Origin of the sequence: Allobosea thiooxidans (assembly GCF_900168195.1) — a bacterium.
Classification (GTDB): Bacteria; Pseudomonadota; Alphaproteobacteria; order Rhizobiales; family Beijerinckiaceae; genus Allobosea; species Allobosea thiooxidans.
Map to the genome: position 1 here is coordinate 276,134 of NZ_FUYX01000002.1, position 16,747 is coordinate 292,880.

A 16,747-nucleotide genomic window follows, 5' to 3' on the forward strand; every position below is an offset into this window, starting at 1 on the left:
GATGACCCGATGCGTTCAGGAGCGCTCGGCGCGCGCGAAACCGGCCTCGATGGCGCGGCTGTAGCAGGACAGCCCGAAGCTCATCAGCCAGAAGACCAGGCCGACGATGAAGTAGCCCTCGGCCTGGGAGCCGGCCCAGAGCGGGTCGGAGACGCCGGCCGAGACGATGTTGAGCAGGTCGAACAGACCCACCACCATCACCAGCGTCGTGTTCTTCAGGAGCGAGATCGTGGTGTTCACCACGCCGGGCACGACCTTGCGGACGGCCTGCGGCAGGATGATGTGGAGCATCGTCCGCCAGTAGCCGAAGCCGATCGCCATCGCGGCTTCGTACTGGCCCTTCGGCAGCGCCTGCAGCCCGCCGCGCACGACCTCGGCCATGTAGGCGGCCTCGTAGAAGATGATGCCGGCGACGGCCAGCGCGAGCGGGTTCGGCTTCATGCCGGAAGGCAGGAAGAACGGCAGCATCACGATCGCCATGAACAGCACGGTCAGGAACGGCACGCCGCGGCAGAACTCGATGAAGCCGATGCAGAACCAGCGGATCAGCGGCATCCGGCTGCGTCGCCCGAGCGCGAAGAGCACGCCGAAGGGCAGCGAGAAGGTGATGCCGGAGACGGCGAGGATCATGGTCAGCAGCAGGCCGCCCCACTGATCGCTCGGCACGACGGCAAGCCCGCCGAAGCCGCCATGGAGCAGCAGCACGGTCGCCAGCGGCAGCACGATCATCATGAAGAGGCCGGCATAGCGTTTGCCCGGCAGGCGCGGCACCATCAGCCAGGCGAGGCCGAAGACCAGCAGCGCCAAGGCGATGTCCGGCCGCCAGCGCTCGGCCGGAGGATAGAAGCCATAGACGAACTGCGGCGCCTTGGCGGCGACGAAGGCCCAGCAGGCGCCGGTGCCGGTGCAGTCGGCACGGCTGGCGCCGCTCCAGCTCGCATCCAGCAGCGCCCAGGGGACGATCGCCCAGGCGATGGCGCCGAGCACCGCGACCACGGACAACGAGAGGACAGCGTCGCGCCAGGAGGCGAAGATGCGCCGGCGCAGCCAGGACAGGATGCGGCCGGCCGGGGCGGCCGCGCTGGCAGGGGTGGGCCGGGCGCGGCCGGCCGGCAGGGTGGCTGCGTTGGTCACCGCTCGACGATCCGGGTCATGTGGTTGAACAGGTTGATCAGCGCGCCGATCAGCAGGCTGATCGCGAGATAGACGGCCATGGTCATCGCCACGATCTCGATGGCGCGCCCGGTCTGGTTGATGCTGATGCCGGTGAAGACGCCGACAAGGTCGGGATAGCCGATTGCCACGGCAAGCGAGGAACCCTTGAGGATGTTGAGATACTGGTTCGACAGCGGCGGCAGCAGCACGCGGACGGCCTGCGGGATCACGATGAAGCGCAGCGTCTGCCACCAGCCGAAGCCGATCGCGGCGGAAGCCTCGCGCTGGCCCTTGTTGACGGATTCGATGCTGGCGCGAACCAGCTCGCCGATGAAGGCGGCGTTGTAGATCGCCATGGCGAGCACGAGCGCCGACAGCTCCGGCACCAGCACCCAGCCGCCGACGAAATTGAAGCCCTTGAGCGTGGGCAGCGAGACGCCGAGCTGCGCGCCGCTCAGGCCGACCGCGAGCGCCGGCAGCAGCAGGAGGAGGGCGAGCGAGGGCAGCCAGGCATTGACGCGCCGGCCGGAGCGCTCGGCACGGGCGGTGAGGCTGCGGAAGAGCACCAGGGCGGCGGCGATGGCGACGAGGATGGCGAGAGCGAGCAGGCCGGGACGATCGGTCGTCAGCGCGGGAACGAGAATGCCGCGGTTCGAGAGATAGACGACATCGCCGAGTGCGACCGCGGCGCGGGGCGCCGGCAGCGCCCTGAGCGCGACGTTGTACCAGATCAGGATATGGAGCAGCTGCGGCAGGTTGCGCACGATCTCGACATAGATGCGTGCGGCGCGGGACATCGCCCAGTTGCCGGAGAGCTGCGCGATGCCGACGGCGAAGCCGAGGATGGTCGAGAAGACGATCGCCAGAACGGTGACCAGCAGGGTGTTGGTGATGCCGATCAGGAAGACGCGCCAGTAATTGTCGCTGGCCGTGTAGGGAACGAGGTGGAAGGCGATTTCGAAGCCCGCTTCCTGCCAGAGGAAGTCGAAGCCGAGCTTGAGCCCGCGCGCCGCCAGATTGTCCTGCAGGTTTCCGATCGCGACGAAGGCCAGCAGGGCGAGCGCCGCGACGAGAAGGCCCTGATAAAGCCAGCCCATGGCGCGCCGGCGGCCGAAGGACGGGCGGCGGGGCGGCAGGGGAGCGGCAGGTGAGATGCTCATCGTTCGACGCGTCGCTGCTTGTCGGGGCGGGGAGGCCGGCACGGGGAGCGCCGGCCTCGACTGGTTGTCAGCGCAGCAGGGGCGAGGACATCAGGCCCTTGTTGTTCCAGAGGTTGTTGAGGCCGCGCTCGAGCTTGATCGGGCTCTTCGCGCCGAGGTTGCGCTCGAACATCTCGCCATAGTTGCCGACCGCCTTGATGGCGTTGAGGGCCCAGGCATTGTCGAGGCCGAGCTTCACGCCGAAATCGCCGGTCACGCCGAGCAGGCGCTGAACCTCCGGCGAGGTCGAGCTCGCCTTCATCTGATCGGCATTGGCCTGGGTGATGCCGAGCTCCTCGGCGGCGATGAGGGCGTTCAGCGTCCAGGCGATCACGTCGCGGAAACGGCTGTCGTCCTTGCGCACGACCGGGCCGATCGGCTCCATCGAGATCAGCTCCGGCAGCACGACCCAGTCATCCGGGTTGCCGAGCTTCGAGACGGCGCCGGCGAGCGCGCTGAGCACGTTGGCGTAGACGTCGCAGCGGCCGGAGGCGAGGTTCTTCTCGTTCTGGTCGCGGGTGTTGGCGGCGACGGGCGTGAACTTCATGCCGTTCTTGCGGAAGAAGTCGGCGAGATTCAGCTCGTAGTTCGAGCCGGCCGAGACGCAGATCGAGGCGCCTTCGAGCTCCTTGGCGCTCTTCACGCCCAGCGACTTCTTCGCCAGGAAGCCCTGGCTGTCATAGAGATAGGCGCCGGGCCATTCGACGTTGAGTTCGATGTCGCGGATGAAGGTGTGCGTCGCGGTCCGGGCCAGCACGTCGATGCCGCCCGACTGGAGCGTGGCGAAGGCCGTCTTGATCTCGAGCGGCACGAACTTGATCTTCTCGGCATCGCCGAGGACCGCGGCTGCGACCGCGCGGCAGAAATCGACTTCGAAGCCGGACCATTTGGCGTTGCTATCGAGCGTGCTCATGCCCGTCTGGACACCGCTCGAGACGCCGCAATTGAGTGCGCCGCGCCCGGCGATCGCCTTCTGCGTGGCGCCGCTCTCGGCCGAAGCCGCCGTTGCGGCGAGCATCAGGCAGCCGGCGGCCAGCGTCCACTTGTTGCGCAGATTTCCGAGCATTCAGCCCTCCCCAGTGTCTGTCACGAAGCGGGGGCGGCTGGTGAGCCGCTTCCCCGCGACGCGGCCGAGGTGACACATAACAAGTTAATTATCAAGTTAATTATATGGCGCCAACGAGAGCGCCTGCCCATCGCGGGCAGCGGCTCCGGCGCGGGCGGAGCCGCGCCGGGACGTTCTCGGATCATTCGAAGAAGCAGCTCACCGTCCCGAGCGGCCCGTAATCGCCGACGATCGTGTCGCCGTGGCGCGCCTCGACCGGCCGGATGAAGGAGCCGGCGAGCACGATCTGCCCGGCCGAGATATGTTCGCCATACTGCGCCAGCCGGTTGGCCAGCCAGGCGATGCCGCGCGCCGGGTGGTTGAGCACGCCGGCGCCGAGCCCGGTCTCCTCGACCTGGCCGTTGCGCGAGACGATGGCGCCGACCCAGCGCAGATCGACCTGGTCGGGCCGCATGGCGCGGCCGCCGACCACGATCCCGGCATTGGCGGCGTTGTCGGCGATGGTGTCGACGATGGTGCGCGCCTGCTTCGTCTGCGGGTCGACCCGCAGGATGCGCGTGTCGAGGATCTCAAGCGCCGGGATCACGTAGTCCGTCGCGTTCAGCACTTCGAAGATCGTGACGTCCGGCCCCTTCAGATCGGCTTTCATCACGAAGGCGATCTCGGCCTCGATGCGCGTCTGGATGAAGCGGTCTTTCGGGATGGTGGCGCCGTCCTCGAAGCGCATGTCGTCGAACAACACGCCGGAATCGGGCGTATCGATGTTCAGCGCGTACTGCATGGCCTTGGAGGTGAGGCCGATCTTCCAGCCGATCACCTTGCGGCCCGCGCTGCGCTTGCGCTCGACCCAGGCGCCCTGGACGGCATAGGCGTCGTCCATCGTCATCTGCGGGAAGCGCAGCGACATCAAACCGGTCTGCTGTCGGGTCCGCTCGGCCTCGTCGAGGTCGCGGGCGGCGGCGGCGATTTCATCGGGCGTCAGCATCTTTCAGGCCTCGTCGGCGACGGTGTTGCGGAGCAGGCCGATCCCGTCGGCCTCGACCTCGACGACGTCGCCGGGCTTCAGCCAGATCGGCGGGTCGAAGCGCGCGCCCGCACCGGTCGGCGTGCCGGTGATCAGGATGTCGCCGGGGACGAGCGTGGTGAAGGTCGAGATGTAGTTGATGATCTTCCGGAAGGAGAAGATCATCCTGCTGGTCCGGTCGCTCTGGCGGACCTCGCCATTGACCCGGGTCGTCAGCGCGATGTCGGCGATCTGCGCCTCGTCGGTATAGGGCACCAGCCAGGGACCTATCGCGCCGGAACGGTCGAAGTTCTTGCCCTGGGTGACGTTGAACTTGGCGTGGCGAACCCAGTCGCGCAGCGTTCCCTCGTTCGCCAGCGTCAGGGCGGCGATGTGGTCCAGGGCGTCGCGCTCGGCGATGCGGCGCCCGGGCTTGCCGATCACGATCGCGATCTCGCCCTCATAGTCGAGCTGCTCACTCTCCGGGGGCCTGATCAGCGGGTGCTCATGGGCCGTGAAGGAGCGCATGAAGCGGGGGAACAGGGAAGGGTTCGGCGGCGCTTCCTTGCCGTCCTTGTACTCGGCGTTGCGGTCCGGGAAGTTCACGCCGACGCAGATGATCTTTTCAGGGGCGAGCGAGGGAAGCGCGTAGCGGATATCGGCGAGCGGCAGGTCGGGGCCGAGCGTGGCGCCGGCTTCGGCCAGGGCCGCGAAGGCGCCGTCGGCGACGACATGCTGCAGGGTCGGCCAACGCGCTGCAAAGCGGGCGGAGAGGTCGACGACGCCGCCAGCGGCAACCAGGCCGTAGCGCGTCTCATTGCCATGAACAAAACTGACGAATTTTGGAGCCAAGACCCGCTTCCTCACAATCGGCGCAAAGGGCGATGAGCCGGCAGAGCGGACGGGCACCGGGTGGCATCCAGCCTTCGGCCTTGCCGCGCGGAAGCCGAACACCGTGCCAGCACCATCTAATTATCATGTTAATAATCTGCGGGGCCGACCTGTCAACCAGGGGCCGCGGCTGTCCCGGGCGAATTCCGGCCGGCCGATGACGCGCAGCGGTCCGCGCGGGCTGAGGTTGGTGGCGGGGAGAGGAGAGGTGGTGTCGGGAGCCGCTCATGCATGCCGCGGCGCGGACGCATGTCGGCGCGCCGGATCGGCTTCGGCGGCGGGATGAGGGTCTGCCGATTTCACACGGAACCGGGCCGTCATCCCGGCTCTACGCTTCGCTCCGGCCGGGATGACGGCGCAGTTCTGTGCAAAGTCAGTACGCTTTGGCGGGCGCTCAGCGCCCCTGCAGATAGTGGTCGAGGGCGGCGCGGGTGCCCCGGTTCCAGATCCTCTGCAGGCTCTGGCGGAATGCAGTGCGGAAGCGCTCGTCATCGGCCAGGTCGCCATAGATGTCGCGCATCCGGAGCCAGGCATCGGGCTCGGAACGCGCCAGCCGCGCCTGTTCCGTCAGCCGCCCCCAGCCCGGATCGTTCGGGGCGATGGGCTGGCCGCTTTCGGTCTCGCCATGGCAATAGCGGCACCAGAGGGCGCAGATGAGGGCGAGCCCGTCGATCGGCCGCCCGGCGCGCAACGCGTCGCGCAGGGTGGGCAGGATGAATTTGGGCTGGCGATTGGAGCCGTCGAGGCAGAGCCGGCGGATGGTGTCGCCGATCTTGGGATTGGCGAAGCGGCGCTCGATCGTCTGCTTGTAGGCCGCGAGATCGGTATCGGGCACGGGCGGGACGAGCGGAACGACCTCCTCGTCGAGCAGCGCCGAGAGAAAGCGGGCGATCTGTCCGTCCTGCATCGCCTCATGGACGAAATGGATGTCGAGCAGGCCGGCGGGGTAGGCGATCGCCGCGTGCCCGCCATTGAGGATGCGGATCTTCATCAGTTCGAAGGGCGCGACATCGGCGACGAACTGCACGCCGACCTGCTCCAGCCGAGGCCGCCCGGCCGGAAAGCGATCCTCCAGCACCCATTGCCGGAAATCCTCGCAGAAGACCGGGCGCCGGTCGTCGATGCCGAAATCCTCGCGCAGGCTCCGCCTTTCGCGCTCCGAGGTCGCGGGCGTGATCCGGTCGACCATCGCGTCGGGAAAGGCGACGGCCTCGCGGATCCAGCGGGCATCGGCCGGATTGACCAGCTCGACCAGCCCGGCGACGGCGTTTTCGGCGACATGGCCATTGCCCGGCAGGTTGTCGCAGGACATCACCGTGAAGGGCGCGAGGCCGGCGGCGCGACGGCGTAGCAGCGCCGTTGCGATCAGGCCGAAGGCGGTCTTGGGGTCGGCAAGGCCGTCCGCGGCATCCGCCGCGATCTCGGGATGGCCGGCGTCGAAGGCCTGCGTCGCAGGGTCGACATAGTAGCCGCCCTCGGTCACCGTCAGCGAGACGATCCGCGTCCGCCCGTCGGTAAGCTGCCGCAGGATCGTGCCCCTGTCGGCGGGATCGATGAAGCCGATCATCGCGCCGGTCACGCGCGCCCGGGCGGAGCTGGCCTCCTGTGCGACCACGGTGGTCAGGAAATCCTGAGCGGCGAGATCGCTGCCCATCGCGGCGTCCTCGGCGCGCACGCCGGTGCCGAGGATCGCCCAATCCCGATCAAGCCCTGCCTCGAAGAGCTCGTCGAGATAGGCGGCCTGGTGGGCGCGGTGGAAATTGCCGATACCGAAATGGACGATGCCGGGGCTCAGCGTGTCGCGCCCGTAGCGCGGCACCGAGACCGGGCCCGCGATCCCGCCGAGACCGGCGCGCGAGAGGGCGACCGCCATGGCGTCAGGCCGCTCTGGCAGCCATGAGCTGCAGGGCGAGGTCGGGCCGGTCGCTGGTGATCTGCGAGACCGGCTGACCGAGCCAGTAATCGAGCTCGCCGACCGTGTTCGGCACCCAGACGCCGAGCCTGTCACGGCCGACGATGCCGAGCGCACGATCGAGCGCGAAGCGCAGCAGCGACTGCTCGACGGCGATGATGCAGCCGAGGTCGACGAAGCGCTGCAAGGTCCGGTCGACGCCGCCGAAGGCTTCGCAGGAACGCCGGTCGACCGAGGCGAGCCGGCGCATGCCCGGCGCCTTGGCCTTGATCTCCATGATGACCTCCGGGACGAAGCAGGTCAGTACCACGCGCGACGCCATCCTGCGGGCCTCGACCAGCGCGATCACCTTCTCGAGCAGGCCCGGATAGGGATTGCCGAAGGCGTCCATCTTCATCTCGACCTCGAGCTCGATGCCGGTGGGCGCGAAGACGTCGAGCACCTCCGCCAGGGTCGGGATCGTTTCGCCGAGCGTGTCGGCGAGCCGGACCCGGCCGAGCGCCTCGCGCGAGAGCTGCCCGACCGGGCCCTTGTGATCGGTGGTTCGGTCGAGCAGCGGGTCGTGGATGACCATGATCTCGCCGTCAGCGGAGAGATGCACGTCGAGCTCGACCGCGTCGACCTTCAGCCCGCAGACATTGCGGAAGCCGCTGAGGCTGTTCTCCGCCCAGATGTTGCGCGCGCCGCGATGTCCGATGATCCGCATGATGGGAAGCCCTGCCGGTGATGGTTCGCTATTTGCCGCTGTCGACCAGGCCCTTCACGAACCAGCGCTGGAGCAGCAGGATCACGAGGGTGGGTGGCAGCATGGTCAGGAAGGCCGCGTTCATCAGCACGTGCCAGGTCGGCAGCGAGTCGCTCTGCGGCATCAGCTTCTTCAACCCGATGACGGCGTTGGCCATGGCGGGCTCGGTGGTGAGCAGCAGCGGCCAGAGATACTGGTTCCAGCCCATCAGGAAGAGGATGATCGCCAGCGCCACGATGTTGGAGCGCGAGAGCGGCAGCAGGATCAGGCGGAAGAACTGCCAGGGCGTGGCGCCGTCGATGCGGGCGGCCTCGCAGAGCTCGTCCGGCACGGTCAGGAAGAATTGGCGGAAGAGGAAGGTCGCCGTGGCGGAGGCGATCAGCGGCAGGATCAGGCCGGAATAGGTGTTGACCAGGTTCCAGTCGAGATCGACCAGCGCCTGGACGCCGAGCCAGGAACCGAGAAGATTCAGCGGCAGCGCGACATTCGCCGCCGATTCATAGGTCGGCACGATGCGCACCTCGATCGGCAGCATCAGCGACATGAAGATCAGCCAGAACACGGTCATCCGGAAGGGAAAGCGGAAATAGGTGACGGCGAAGGCGGCGATCACCGAGACCGCCAGCTTCCCGATGGTGATGCCCGAGGCGATGATGAAGGAGTTCAGCAGCAGCCGGCCGAAATTGGCGCTGTCGAGCACCGTCCGCACATTGGTGAAGAACTGGTCGCCCGGCAGCCAGGACATCGGCACCCGCATGATCTCCTGCTGCGAGAGCGAGCCGGTGACGAAGACGAAATAGATCGGCAGGCAGACGAGGGCCGCGCCCGCCAGCAGGATGAGATGGCAGACGAAATCGATGATGGGGGTGCGCTCGTTCATCGCTCGCCCCCTAGACGCTGTAGTTGACGCGCCGCTCGATGAAGCGGAACTGCGCGAAGGTGAGGAGCAGCGCCAGGGCCATCAGCACGACCGATTGCGCGGCCGACGAGCCGAGATCGAGCGTGACGAAGCCGTCCTGATAGACCTTGTAGACCAGGATCGAGGTCGCCCCGGCCGGGCCGCCGCGCGTCGTGGCGTCGACGATGGCGAAGGTCTCGAACAACCCGTAGACGAAGTTGATCACCACCAGGAAGAACAGCGTCGGCGCGATCATCGGCAGCGAGATGCGCAGGAAGCGCTGGATCGGCCCGGCGCCGTCGAGATAGGCGGATTCGAGCAGCGAGTGCGGGACCGAGAGCAGCGCGGCGACGAGGAAGATGTAGTTGTAGCAGATATGCTTCCACGACGCCGCCATCACGATCAGCGCGAGTGCATGCCAGGCGTTGCGGTTCGGATCCCAGTCGAAGCCGATGCCCTGGAGCATGTGCGCCACCGGCCCGACGCGCGGATTGAAGAGGAAGGCGAGCATGATGCCGGCGATCGCGGGGGCGATCGCGTAGGGCAGGAGCAGGATCGTGCGGTAGGCGCCGCGTCCGCGCAGGATGTGGTTCGAGGCGAAGGCCAGCAGCAGCGCGAGCGAGAGCGTCAGCAGGTTCTGCGCGAGGGTGAAGATCAGCGTCACCTGCACGGAGGACCAGTAGACGCCGCTGCCGAACAGCCGCGTGAAATTCTGGAACCCGACCCATTGCGTCGTCGCGCCGAAGGGGTCGGTGAGCTGGAAGGCCTGGATCAGCGCCCTGATCGAGGGAATGAAGAAGAATAGCAGCAGGATGAAGAGCTGCGGCGCCAGCAGCCAGAAGGGCAGGTGCCAATCCCTGAAATGAGCGCGCTTCAGCCCGCTCTCGGCCCCGCCCTCCGCCGCGGCACGAGCCGGGCGGCGCCGCAGCGGCCAGCGCAGGCGCAAACCGCCTCCGCCGGCCGCAACGGGCAGGTCCGCCACGCTACTTCTTGCCTGCATTGAGCTGCTCGTAGCGGCGCAGCGCCTCATTGCCGCGGGAAACCGCGTCATCGAGCGCCTGCTGCACGGGCTTGCGACCGAGGAAGGCGGCCGAGACCTCTTCCATGATCGCGACGTTGATCTGGTTGCTGTTGCCGATGCGGAAGCCCAGCGAATTGTCGCTCGGGGTGCCGCGCATCAGCTGGACGACCGCGATCTCGCGCGTCGGGTTCTTGTCGTAATAGCCCTGCGCCTTGGCGGCCTCGTAGGCGGCAGTGGTGACGGGCACGTAGCCGGTCGCCTGGTGCCACCAGACCTGGGTATCGGTCCGGGCGAGGAAATCGTAGAAGGCGGCGATCGCCTTGTACTTCTCCGGCGAATGGCCCTTCAGCGTCCAGAGCGCGGCGCCGCCGATGACGCTGTTCTTCGGGGTGACGCCCTGTTCATAGGGCAGCCCGGTCGCGTTCCAGTCGAACTTGGCGGCAGCGACAACCGCGGCATGGGAGGCGGTCGAGGCGATGATCGTCGAGCATTCGCCGGAGGTGAAGAGCTGGATCGGGATGACGCCCTGCCCGGCGATCTGCATCGCGCCGGAGGTGATCAGCCGCTTCATCCGCTCGACCTGGCCGACGAGCTTGCCCTTGTTGAAGACGAAATTCGTGTCGAGCCCGTCCATCCCGTTGCGCTTGGTCGCGTAGGGGATGTCGTTCACGGCGCTGTAGTTCTCGAGGAAGCTCCACTCGTAGTCGCCGGGGAGCACCATCGCGCATTTCGAGACGCCCTTGGCCTTGATCGCCTCGAGTTGCGGCTCGAGCTCCTGCCAGGTCGCACCCGGCTTGTCGAAGCCGGCCGCTTTGAAGTGGTCGCGGTTGTAGAACAGGATCGGCGTCGAGGAATTGAACGGCATCGCCTGCAGCTTGCCGTCGATGGCGTAGTAGCTGACGACCGGGGCGATATATTTCGCGACGTCGATCGGGCGGCCCTGCTGGGCCATCAAATCGCTGGTCGAGATGATCGCGCCCGAATTGACCATGGTCAGGAAAGAGCGCTCGTTCGACTGTACGATCTCGGGCTGGCGCTTGGCCCGGTAGGCTGCGATCGTGCCGTTCAGCACCTCGTCATAGGTGCCCTTGCCGATCGCCTTGACGACGTAATCCTTCTGCGAGTCGTTGAACTTCTTCACCAACTCGTCGACCCGCTCGCCGAGCGCGCCGCTCATCGCGTGCCAGAATTCGATCTCGGTCGCCGCCTGGACGGCGGATACTCCCGCCAGGAGCAAGGCGCCAGCACCCGCGAGCGCACCAAAGAAAGGTCGCATTCAAAGCCTCCCTCATGAAATTTATACGAGCATATGCTCTTGATTGAAGCATATGCTCGCACACTGGCTTCTTATGTCAACTGTGGGTGACGAACGCATGACAGTGCCGCCGGCACCGTGCCGGCGGGGCGTGAAGGTCGGAGAAGGCGGAGTTGGGCCGGCTCAGCCGGCAAGGAGCGCCCGCGCAGTGTCCTCGTCGGTGACGAGGCCGTTGATGATCCGCCCGCGCAGCGCGGCGCGCAGGGGGGCGACCTTGGCCGGGCCCTGGCCGATGCAGATGCGCAGGCGGTCGCTGCCAGGCTCGGGCGGCACGCTCGTCACGCGCAGATTGGTGCCGCGGTCGAGCAACCGGCCCTCGGCGTCGAAGACCCAGCCCGTGACCTCGCCGACGGCGCCATGGCGGACCATTTCGAGCAGCTCGCTGCGCGTCATGAAGCCGTCCCGATAGAGCACGGCATCGTCGCCGATCTGGCTGATGCCCATCAGCCAGAGATCGGCCTCGCCGGCGATGGCGCGGATGCGTCGGATCGACTCGATCTCGATCAGCTGGGCCCGTTCCTCGGGGCTCGAGACATAGAGCGGCAGCGGCATCGGAAAATGCTGCGCCTTGGTGATCTCGGCGAGCTTGACCAGCGTGTCGAAGGGGCTCGCCGAGCCGTCGGGCGAGATCGTCCCCACCAGCGAGACGAGCCGGTGCAGCGGGCATGACATCGGCGACACCCGTTCGATGCTGGCGCGCATCGAGCGCCCGGTGCCGAGCGCCATCACCAGCGATTTACGCGAGCGCAGCCAGCGTTCGATCAGCACGCCGCCGAGCGAGGCGACGCCGGATGCCGCGGTCTCGCCGGAGCCGTCGGACGGGGCGATGTCGCAATGCTGCAGCTCGAAGCGGTCGCGCAGGCGCGCGGCGAGTTCCATGCAGCTGCTGATCGGGTGGTTCATGTGAAAGCTGATCAGGCCTTCGCTGCGGCAGAGCGAGACGAGGCGCTGTGCGGCCGGGCGCGAGATGTTCAGTGTCTGCGCGATGTCGTCCTGCGTGCGCCCGGCGATGTAGTAGAGCCAGCCGGCGCGGGCGGCATCGTCGAGGCGGGTGTTGTCGCTGTCGGCCATGACGCGTCAGCCGGCCGCAGCGGGCAGGGCGAATTCGTGCCAGGAGCCGAGCAGCCGGTCGGCGCCGGCCGCGACCAGGGCGCTGCGCTGGTCGAGCACGGCGAAATGGCTGCCTGCCGTCAGTCCGTAGACGGTCATCCCGGCCGCCTTGGCGGCCATGACGCCGCTGACGCTGTCCTCGATCACGAGGCAGCGCTCGGGCGCCGCGCCGCGCTCCCGGGCCGCGAGCAGGAAGAGATCCGGGGCGGGCTTGCCGCGTGCGACGCGGGTGGTGCTGAAGATGCGGCCAGCGAACAGGTCCCAGAGGCCGGTATGGCGCAGGCAGTGCTCGATGCGCTCCTCGTCGCTCGATGAGGCGACGCAGTAATCGGTGCCGAAGGCGGTCACTGCCGCGCGAACGCCGGAGACCGGTTCCAGCGCCGCGCTGAAAGCGGAGAAGAGCCGCGTCCGCCAGTCCTGCCTGAAGCTCTCCGGGGCCGGGCGGCCGGTCATTCTCTCATAGTCCTCGACGACGGCGCTGGCCGGGCGCCCGAGATAGCGCCGCATCACCGTTTCCAGATCATAATCCGGATCCAGAGGCGAGAGAATATCGACGAGGGTGCGGCAGCTGATCGTCTCGCTGTCGACGAGGACGCCGTCGCAATCGAGGATGATCAGGTCGAAGCGCGGATCGGGAGCCATCAGACAGCAAGAATCCTGAACGAATGCTCCAGTCAAGAGCATTCGCTCGAATTCTGTCAATCGCGTTCTCCGGCGCCTAACGCAGCTCGCGGCTGAACCGAGCGGCCCGGCCCCACAAGGCTCGATGCTCCGCATAGGCGGCGGCCAAATTTGGTTCCGGCACGAAGCTGCGGGCCCGGCCCTGCGGCCGCCGGCAGATGGCGAGCGGGTCCTCGCCGGTGCAGGCCAGGCGCGCGAGGCGGGCCGCGCCGAAGGCGGCGCCGGCCTCGGCCGCGGGATAGCGCAGCAAGGTCATGTCCAGGACGTTGGCGAGGATGGAGAGCCAGAGGGGCGAGCGCGCGCCGCCGCCGATGGCGATGGCCATCTCGATTGGCGGGCCGGCGGCTTCGAGCGCATCCTTGCCGTCACGCAGGGCGAAGGCGACACCCTCCAGCACCGCTTGGGTCATCGCCTCGCGGCCGGTGCCGTGGCCGAGACGGGCGAAGCCGCCGCGCATCCGCGGGTCGTTGTGCGGGGTGCGCTCGCCGGACAGGTAGGGCGTGAACAGGGCGGGCGAGGGATGTTCGGGCCGTGTGCCGAGTGGCGCCAGCAAGGCCTTCTCGGAGCGGCCACTGATGGCGGCCCACCAGGCCAGGCTCGCCGCGGCCGAGAGATGCACCGACATCTGGTGCCAGAGGCCCGGCAAAGCATGGCAGAAGGCATGGACCGCGCTGTCAGCCTGCGGGGCGAAGCCATCTGTGGTGCGCCAGAGCACGCCGGAGGTACCGAGCGAGAGGAAGCTGTCGCCCGACGCGACCGCGCCGAGCCCGACCGCGCCCGCGGCATTGTCGCCCGCCCCGCCGGCGAAGAGCGGCGGGGCGGCGAAGCCGAGCTCGCGGCTCAGTTCCGCCCGCATTCGGCCGGCCGGCCGCGAGCCCTCGACGAGGGCTGGCATGTGGCCGAGCTCGAGGCCTGTCGCGGCGAGCATGCGCTGCGACCAGTCGCGGGCACCGACATCGAGCCAGAGCGTGCCGGCCGCATCCGACATGTCCTCGATCGTCTCGCCGGTCAGTGCCAGCCGGAGATAGGCCTTCGGCAGCAGGACGCGGCGGGTCCGGCGGAAGAGGTCCGGCTCGTGCCGGCGGACCCAGAGCAGCTTCGGGGCGGTGAAGCCGGGCATGGCGATGTTGCCGGTGATCGCGCGCGAAGCCGGCTCGGCGGCCTCGATCGCGGCGCATTCCGCCGTCGCGCGGCCGTCATTCCACAGGATGCAGGGGCGTAGCGGCCGGTCGGCTTCGTCGAGCAGGACGGCGCCGTGCATCTGCCCGGAGAGACCGATGCCCTTGCAGGCGCGGAAGGCGGCCGGCGCGTCGTCGCCGAGGCCGCGCAGCACCGCGATCGCAGCCTCGATCCAGTCGGCCGGGTCCTGCTCGGACCAGAGTGGCTGTGGCCGGCGGACGGCAAGATCGCATGTTCGACTCGCCAGCACGCGCTGGCGCTCGTCGACCAGGACGGCCTTGACCGAGGAGGTGCCGAGGTCGATGCCGATATAGCTCATGCCGGCCGCCTTGCGGGCGTGGCGCGGTGCCGAAGCCGCAGTGATCGCTTACCGGCGTTTGCCATCGGTCCCGTGCGGATAGAGCAGGCTCTTGACCATGCCGGCCTCGTTGGCGGCATGGCGCCGGAAAGCCTCCGGCCCGTCGGCCAGGGGGAAGCGGTGGCTGACGACGGCGTCGACATCGACCTTGCCCTGCGCGACCAGCTCGATCGCGCGGGGGTAGACATGGCCCATGCGGCGGGAAAACTTGACGGTGAGCCCGCGCCGGCGCGCCTCGGCCGCGGGGATCATGTAGCTGTCGCCATCGGGGATGCCGACGAGCACGAGGCGCCCGCCGATGCGCGTGGCGCGGATGGCGTCGCGGAATCCTTCCGGCGCATTGGTCGCCTCGATCACGAGCGGCAGCCCTTCGCCTCGCGTCCATTCGGCGATGTCCGCCACGTTCGCGCCGGCTCTGGTCGCGCCGAGCTCGAGCGCCAGGGCGCGGCGATGCGGCTGCGGATCGCAGACCAGGATCTCGCCGACCCCGACGCTGCGCAGGACCTGCAGGATCAGCAGGCCGATCGGCCCGCAGCCAACCAGGGCGACCCGCTCCAGCAGGCGCGGCCTCGCCAGGTCGACGGCGTGGATCGCGACGCCGAGCGGCTCGAGCATCACGGCGTCGCTCGGGGTGAAGCGCTCGGGGACCGGGACGATCTGCGATTTCGGCACCCAGATCCGCTCGGTCATCGCGCCGTCATGGGGGGGAGCGCCGATGAAGACCACGTCGGGGCAGAGATTGGGATGGCCGTCGCGGCAGTGCTGGCAGTGGCCGCAGGCCTGGTTGGGGTCGACCGCGACCAGTGCGCCGCGCGCGAGCCCGAGCTCCGGCAGATCCTCGGTCAGCCAGCCGCTGAACTCGTGGCCCGGTACAAAGGGGGTGGCGATGACGGCCGAGCCGATGCCGCCGTCCTTGTAATAATGCAGGTCGCTGCCGCAGAGGCCGATGGCGGCGACGTCGAGCAGGGTCTCGCCGGGCGTTCCCTCGCGTAGATTGAACGGCGCGAAGCGCGCGTCACCCGCGGCATGCAGAAAGACGGCGTGGGACATCGCGGACTCCGGCCTCGCAAAGCTCTTCAACAAATGTATTCTCATATTTACATTAGTGATGGTCAAGGCGAATCCGCCTGCCGGATCCTGCGCCGCCTGCATTGTCGCAGCGCGTGAAAGCGGGGTAAGCCGGTTGGCTTGAAGCCCTGAAACCGATGCCGCCGCGGAGGGCCGGCGGCGTCGGAGCGCCTGTCCGCCCCTTCTGGATGACACGATGCCGGAGGATCCGCAGACGCAGGTCAGAGCCGCATGGCTCTACTACATGGAAGGGCTGACCCAGGCGGAGATCGCCGACCGGCTGAAGATGACGCGGCTCAGGGTCAACCGCCTGCTGGTCGAGGCGCGCGGCAGCGGGCTCGTCAACATCACCATCAATTCGCGGCTGGAGAGCTGCGTCAGGCTGGAGCAGGCGCTGGTCTCGGCTTTCGCGTTGAAGGAAGCGGTCGTGGTGCCGAGCCCGGGTGATCCGGCGCAGATCTCGGCCCAGATCGGCAAGGCCGCGGGCGAGTTCGTCTCGCGCATCATCGACGAGCATCCTGCCGGTGTCTTCGGTGTCGGCTGGGGCGGGACGCTGCGGGAGACGATCCGGCATGTGCGCGCCGGGCAGCATCGCGGCCTGACGGTGACCTCGATGATGGGCGGGCTGACCTATGGCATCGAGCTCAACACCTTCGAGATCGCCAGCCGCTTCGCCAGGCTCTGGCAGGCGGAGTGCCACTATCTCGCTGCGCCGATCTATGCCGGCACGCCGCAATCGCGCGACACCATCCTGGCGCAGGACGTATTCGAGGCCGCCTTCGCGCGCATCCGCGCCACGGATGTCGCGATCCTCAGCGCCGGCGATCTCAGCGCGCGCTCGCTCCTGGTGCGCTACGGGCTGCCCGGCGATGTCGGGCCGGAGGAGCTGGCGGCGCAGGGGGCGGTCGGCGACATGCTGGGCCAGTTCATCGACGCGCAGGGCGAGGCGATCGCGCATCCGATCAACCGGCGCGCCATCGCCCTGCCGCTGGAGGAGCTGCGCCGCATCCCGACCGTGATCCTCGCCTCCGGCGGCGCCAACAAGGCGGCGGTGATCGCCGCGGCGCTGCGGGGCGGGCTCGCCTCGGTGCTGATCACCGACGAGGACGCGGCGACGGCGGCGCTGGCGCTGCAGGCCGGCTGAGG

General features: G+C 68.2%; 15 protein-coding genes. 1 reads left to right on the forward strand and 14 read right to left on the reverse strand.

Annotated features, from left to right (window positions below; genetic code table 11):
* Positions 1-15: 15 nt before the first annotated feature.
* From B5Y19_RS04380 to B5Y19_RS04445, 14 genes are all read right to left on the reverse strand, one after another.
* Positions 16-1,134, reverse strand: a complete 1,119-nt coding sequence (locus B5Y19_RS04380) for an amino acid ABC transporter permease (RefSeq protein ID WP_244555477.1) — start codon at positions 1,132-1,134, stop codon at positions 16-18.
* Positions 1,131-2,315, reverse strand: coding sequence for an amino acid ABC transporter permease (locus tag B5Y19_RS04385; protein ID WP_139384258.1), 1,185 nt, complete (start codon positions 2,313-2,315; stop codon positions 1,131-1,133). The genes B5Y19_RS04380 and B5Y19_RS04385 overlap by 4 nt, the downstream gene beginning before the upstream one ends.
* 67 nt (positions 2,316-2,382) lie before the next feature.
* Positions 2,383-3,420: an amino acid ABC transporter substrate-binding protein gene (locus B5Y19_RS04390; RefSeq protein ID WP_055730532.1), complete on the reverse strand. Its 1,038-nt coding sequence runs from the start codon at positions 3,418-3,420 to the stop codon at positions 2,383-2,385.
* A gap of 181 nt (positions 3,421-3,601) precedes the next feature.
* A complete protein-coding gene (hpaH, locus tag B5Y19_RS04395) occupies positions 3,602-4,405 on the reverse strand; it encodes a 2-oxo-hept-4-ene-1,7-dioate hydratase (RefSeq protein ID WP_055730531.1) in 804 nt (267 codons plus the stop codon).
* Positions 4,406-4,408: 3 nt separating this feature from the next.
* Positions 4,409-5,275 (reverse strand): fumarylacetoacetate hydrolase family protein, encoded by an 867-nt coding sequence (locus B5Y19_RS04400; protein ID WP_055730530.1) that lies wholly within the window; start codon positions 5,273-5,275, stop codon positions 4,409-4,411.
* Positions 5,276-5,708: 433 nt separating this feature from the next.
* Positions 5,709-7,187 (reverse strand): mannitol dehydrogenase family protein, encoded by a 1,479-nt coding sequence (locus tag B5Y19_RS04405; RefSeq protein ID WP_055730529.1) that lies wholly within the window; start codon positions 7,185-7,187, stop codon positions 5,709-5,711.
* 4 nt (positions 7,188-7,191) lie between these two features.
* A complete protein-coding gene (locus B5Y19_RS04410; protein WP_244555478.1) occupies positions 7,192-7,932 on the reverse strand; it encodes a glycerophosphodiester phosphodiesterase family protein in 741 nt (246 codons plus the stop codon).
* A gap of 28 nt (positions 7,933-7,960) precedes the next feature.
* The gene (locus B5Y19_RS04415) at positions 7,961-8,851 is read right to left on the reverse strand and encodes an ABC transporter permease subunit (protein WP_055730527.1); all 891 of its coding nucleotides are present in this window, start codon (positions 8,849-8,851) and stop codon (positions 7,961-7,963) included.
* Positions 8,852-8,861: 10 nt separating this feature from the next.
* Entirely contained in the window at positions 8,862-9,869 is a 1,008-nt protein-coding gene (locus tag B5Y19_RS04420; RefSeq protein WP_079591148.1) for an ABC transporter permease subunit, read from the reverse strand.
* Entirely contained in the window at positions 9,853-11,166 is a 1,314-nt protein-coding gene (locus tag B5Y19_RS04425) for an extracellular solute-binding protein (protein ID WP_055730526.1), read from the reverse strand. The genes B5Y19_RS04420 and B5Y19_RS04425 overlap by 17 nt, the downstream gene beginning before the upstream one ends.
* A 162-nt stretch (positions 11,167-11,328) precedes the next feature.
* On the reverse strand, positions 11,329-12,276 hold the full coding sequence (locus B5Y19_RS04430; protein WP_055730525.1) for a sugar-binding transcriptional regulator: 948 nt from the start codon (positions 12,274-12,276) through the stop codon (positions 11,329-11,331).
* Between the two features lie 6 nt (positions 12,277-12,282).
* On the reverse strand, positions 12,283-12,957 hold the full coding sequence (locus tag B5Y19_RS04435) for an HAD family hydrolase (protein ID WP_055730524.1): 675 nt from the start codon (positions 12,955-12,957) through the stop codon (positions 12,283-12,285).
* Between the two features lie 76 nt (positions 12,958-13,033).
* Positions 13,034-14,494 carry a xylulokinase gene (gene xylB, locus B5Y19_RS04440; RefSeq protein WP_055730523.1) on the reverse strand — a complete coding sequence of 487 codons (1,461 nt, stop codon included), beginning with the start codon at positions 14,492-14,494 and terminating at the stop codon, positions 13,034-13,036.
* A gap of 48 nt (positions 14,495-14,542) precedes the next feature.
* Positions 14,543-15,583, reverse strand: a complete 1,041-nt coding sequence (locus B5Y19_RS04445) for a zinc-dependent alcohol dehydrogenase (RefSeq protein ID WP_055730522.1) — start codon at positions 15,581-15,583, stop codon at positions 14,543-14,545.
* A 214-nt stretch (positions 15,584-15,797) separates the two neighbouring features.
* Between B5Y19_RS04445 and B5Y19_RS04450 the strand changes: the two genes are divergently transcribed.
* The gene (locus tag B5Y19_RS04450; RefSeq protein ID WP_055730521.1) at positions 15,798-16,745 is read left to right on the forward strand and encodes a sugar-binding transcriptional regulator; all 948 of its coding nucleotides are present in this window, start codon (positions 15,798-15,800) and stop codon (positions 16,743-16,745) included.
* Positions 16,746-16,747: the final 2 nt, after the last annotated feature.

Coding starts and splice junctions, on each gene's coding strand:
- B5Y19_RS04385 (WP_139384258.1), bottom strand. CDS start 2,315: ATGAGCATCTCACCTGCCGCTCCCCTGCCGCCCCGCCGCCCGTCCTTC.
- B5Y19_RS04390 (WP_055730532.1), bottom strand. CDS start 3,420: ATGCTCGGAAATCTGCGCAACAAGTGGACGCTGGCCGCCGGCTGCCTG.
- hpaH (WP_055730531.1), bottom strand. CDS start 4,405: ATGCTGACGCCCGATGAAATCGCCGCCGCCGCCCGCGACCTCGACGAG.
- B5Y19_RS04405 (WP_055730529.1), bottom strand. CDS start 7,187: ATGGCGGTCGCCCTCTCGCGCGCCGGTCTCGGCGGGATCGCGGGCCCG.
- B5Y19_RS04410 (WP_244555478.1), bottom strand. CDS start 7,932: ATGCGGATCATCGGACATCGCGGCGCGCGCAACATCTGGGCGGAGAAC.
- B5Y19_RS04415 (WP_055730527.1), bottom strand. CDS start 8,851: ATGAACGAGCGCACCCCCATCATCGATTTCGTCTGCCATCTCATCCTG.
- B5Y19_RS04420 (WP_079591148.1), bottom strand. CDS start 9,869: ATGCAGGCAAGAAGTAGCGTGGCGGACCTGCCCGTTGCGGCCGGCGGA.
- B5Y19_RS04425 (WP_055730526.1), bottom strand. CDS start 11,166: ATGCGACCTTTCTTTGGTGCGCTCGCGGGTGCTGGCGCCTTGCTCCTG.
- B5Y19_RS04430 (WP_055730525.1), bottom strand. CDS start 12,276: ATGGCCGACAGCGACAACACCCGCCTCGACGATGCCGCCCGCGCCGGC.
- B5Y19_RS04435 (WP_055730524.1), bottom strand. CDS start 12,957: ATGGCTCCCGATCCGCGCTTCGACCTGATCATCCTCGATTGCGACGGC.
- xylB (WP_055730523.1), bottom strand. CDS start 14,494: ATGAGCTATATCGGCATCGACCTCGGCACCTCCTCGGTCAAGGCCGTC.
- B5Y19_RS04445 (WP_055730522.1), bottom strand. CDS start 15,583: ATGTCCCACGCCGTCTTTCTGCATGCCGCGGGTGACGCGCGCTTCGCG.
- B5Y19_RS04450 (WP_055730521.1), top strand. CDS start 15,798: ATGCCGGAGGATCCGCAGACGCAGGTCAGAGCCGCATGGCTCTACTAC.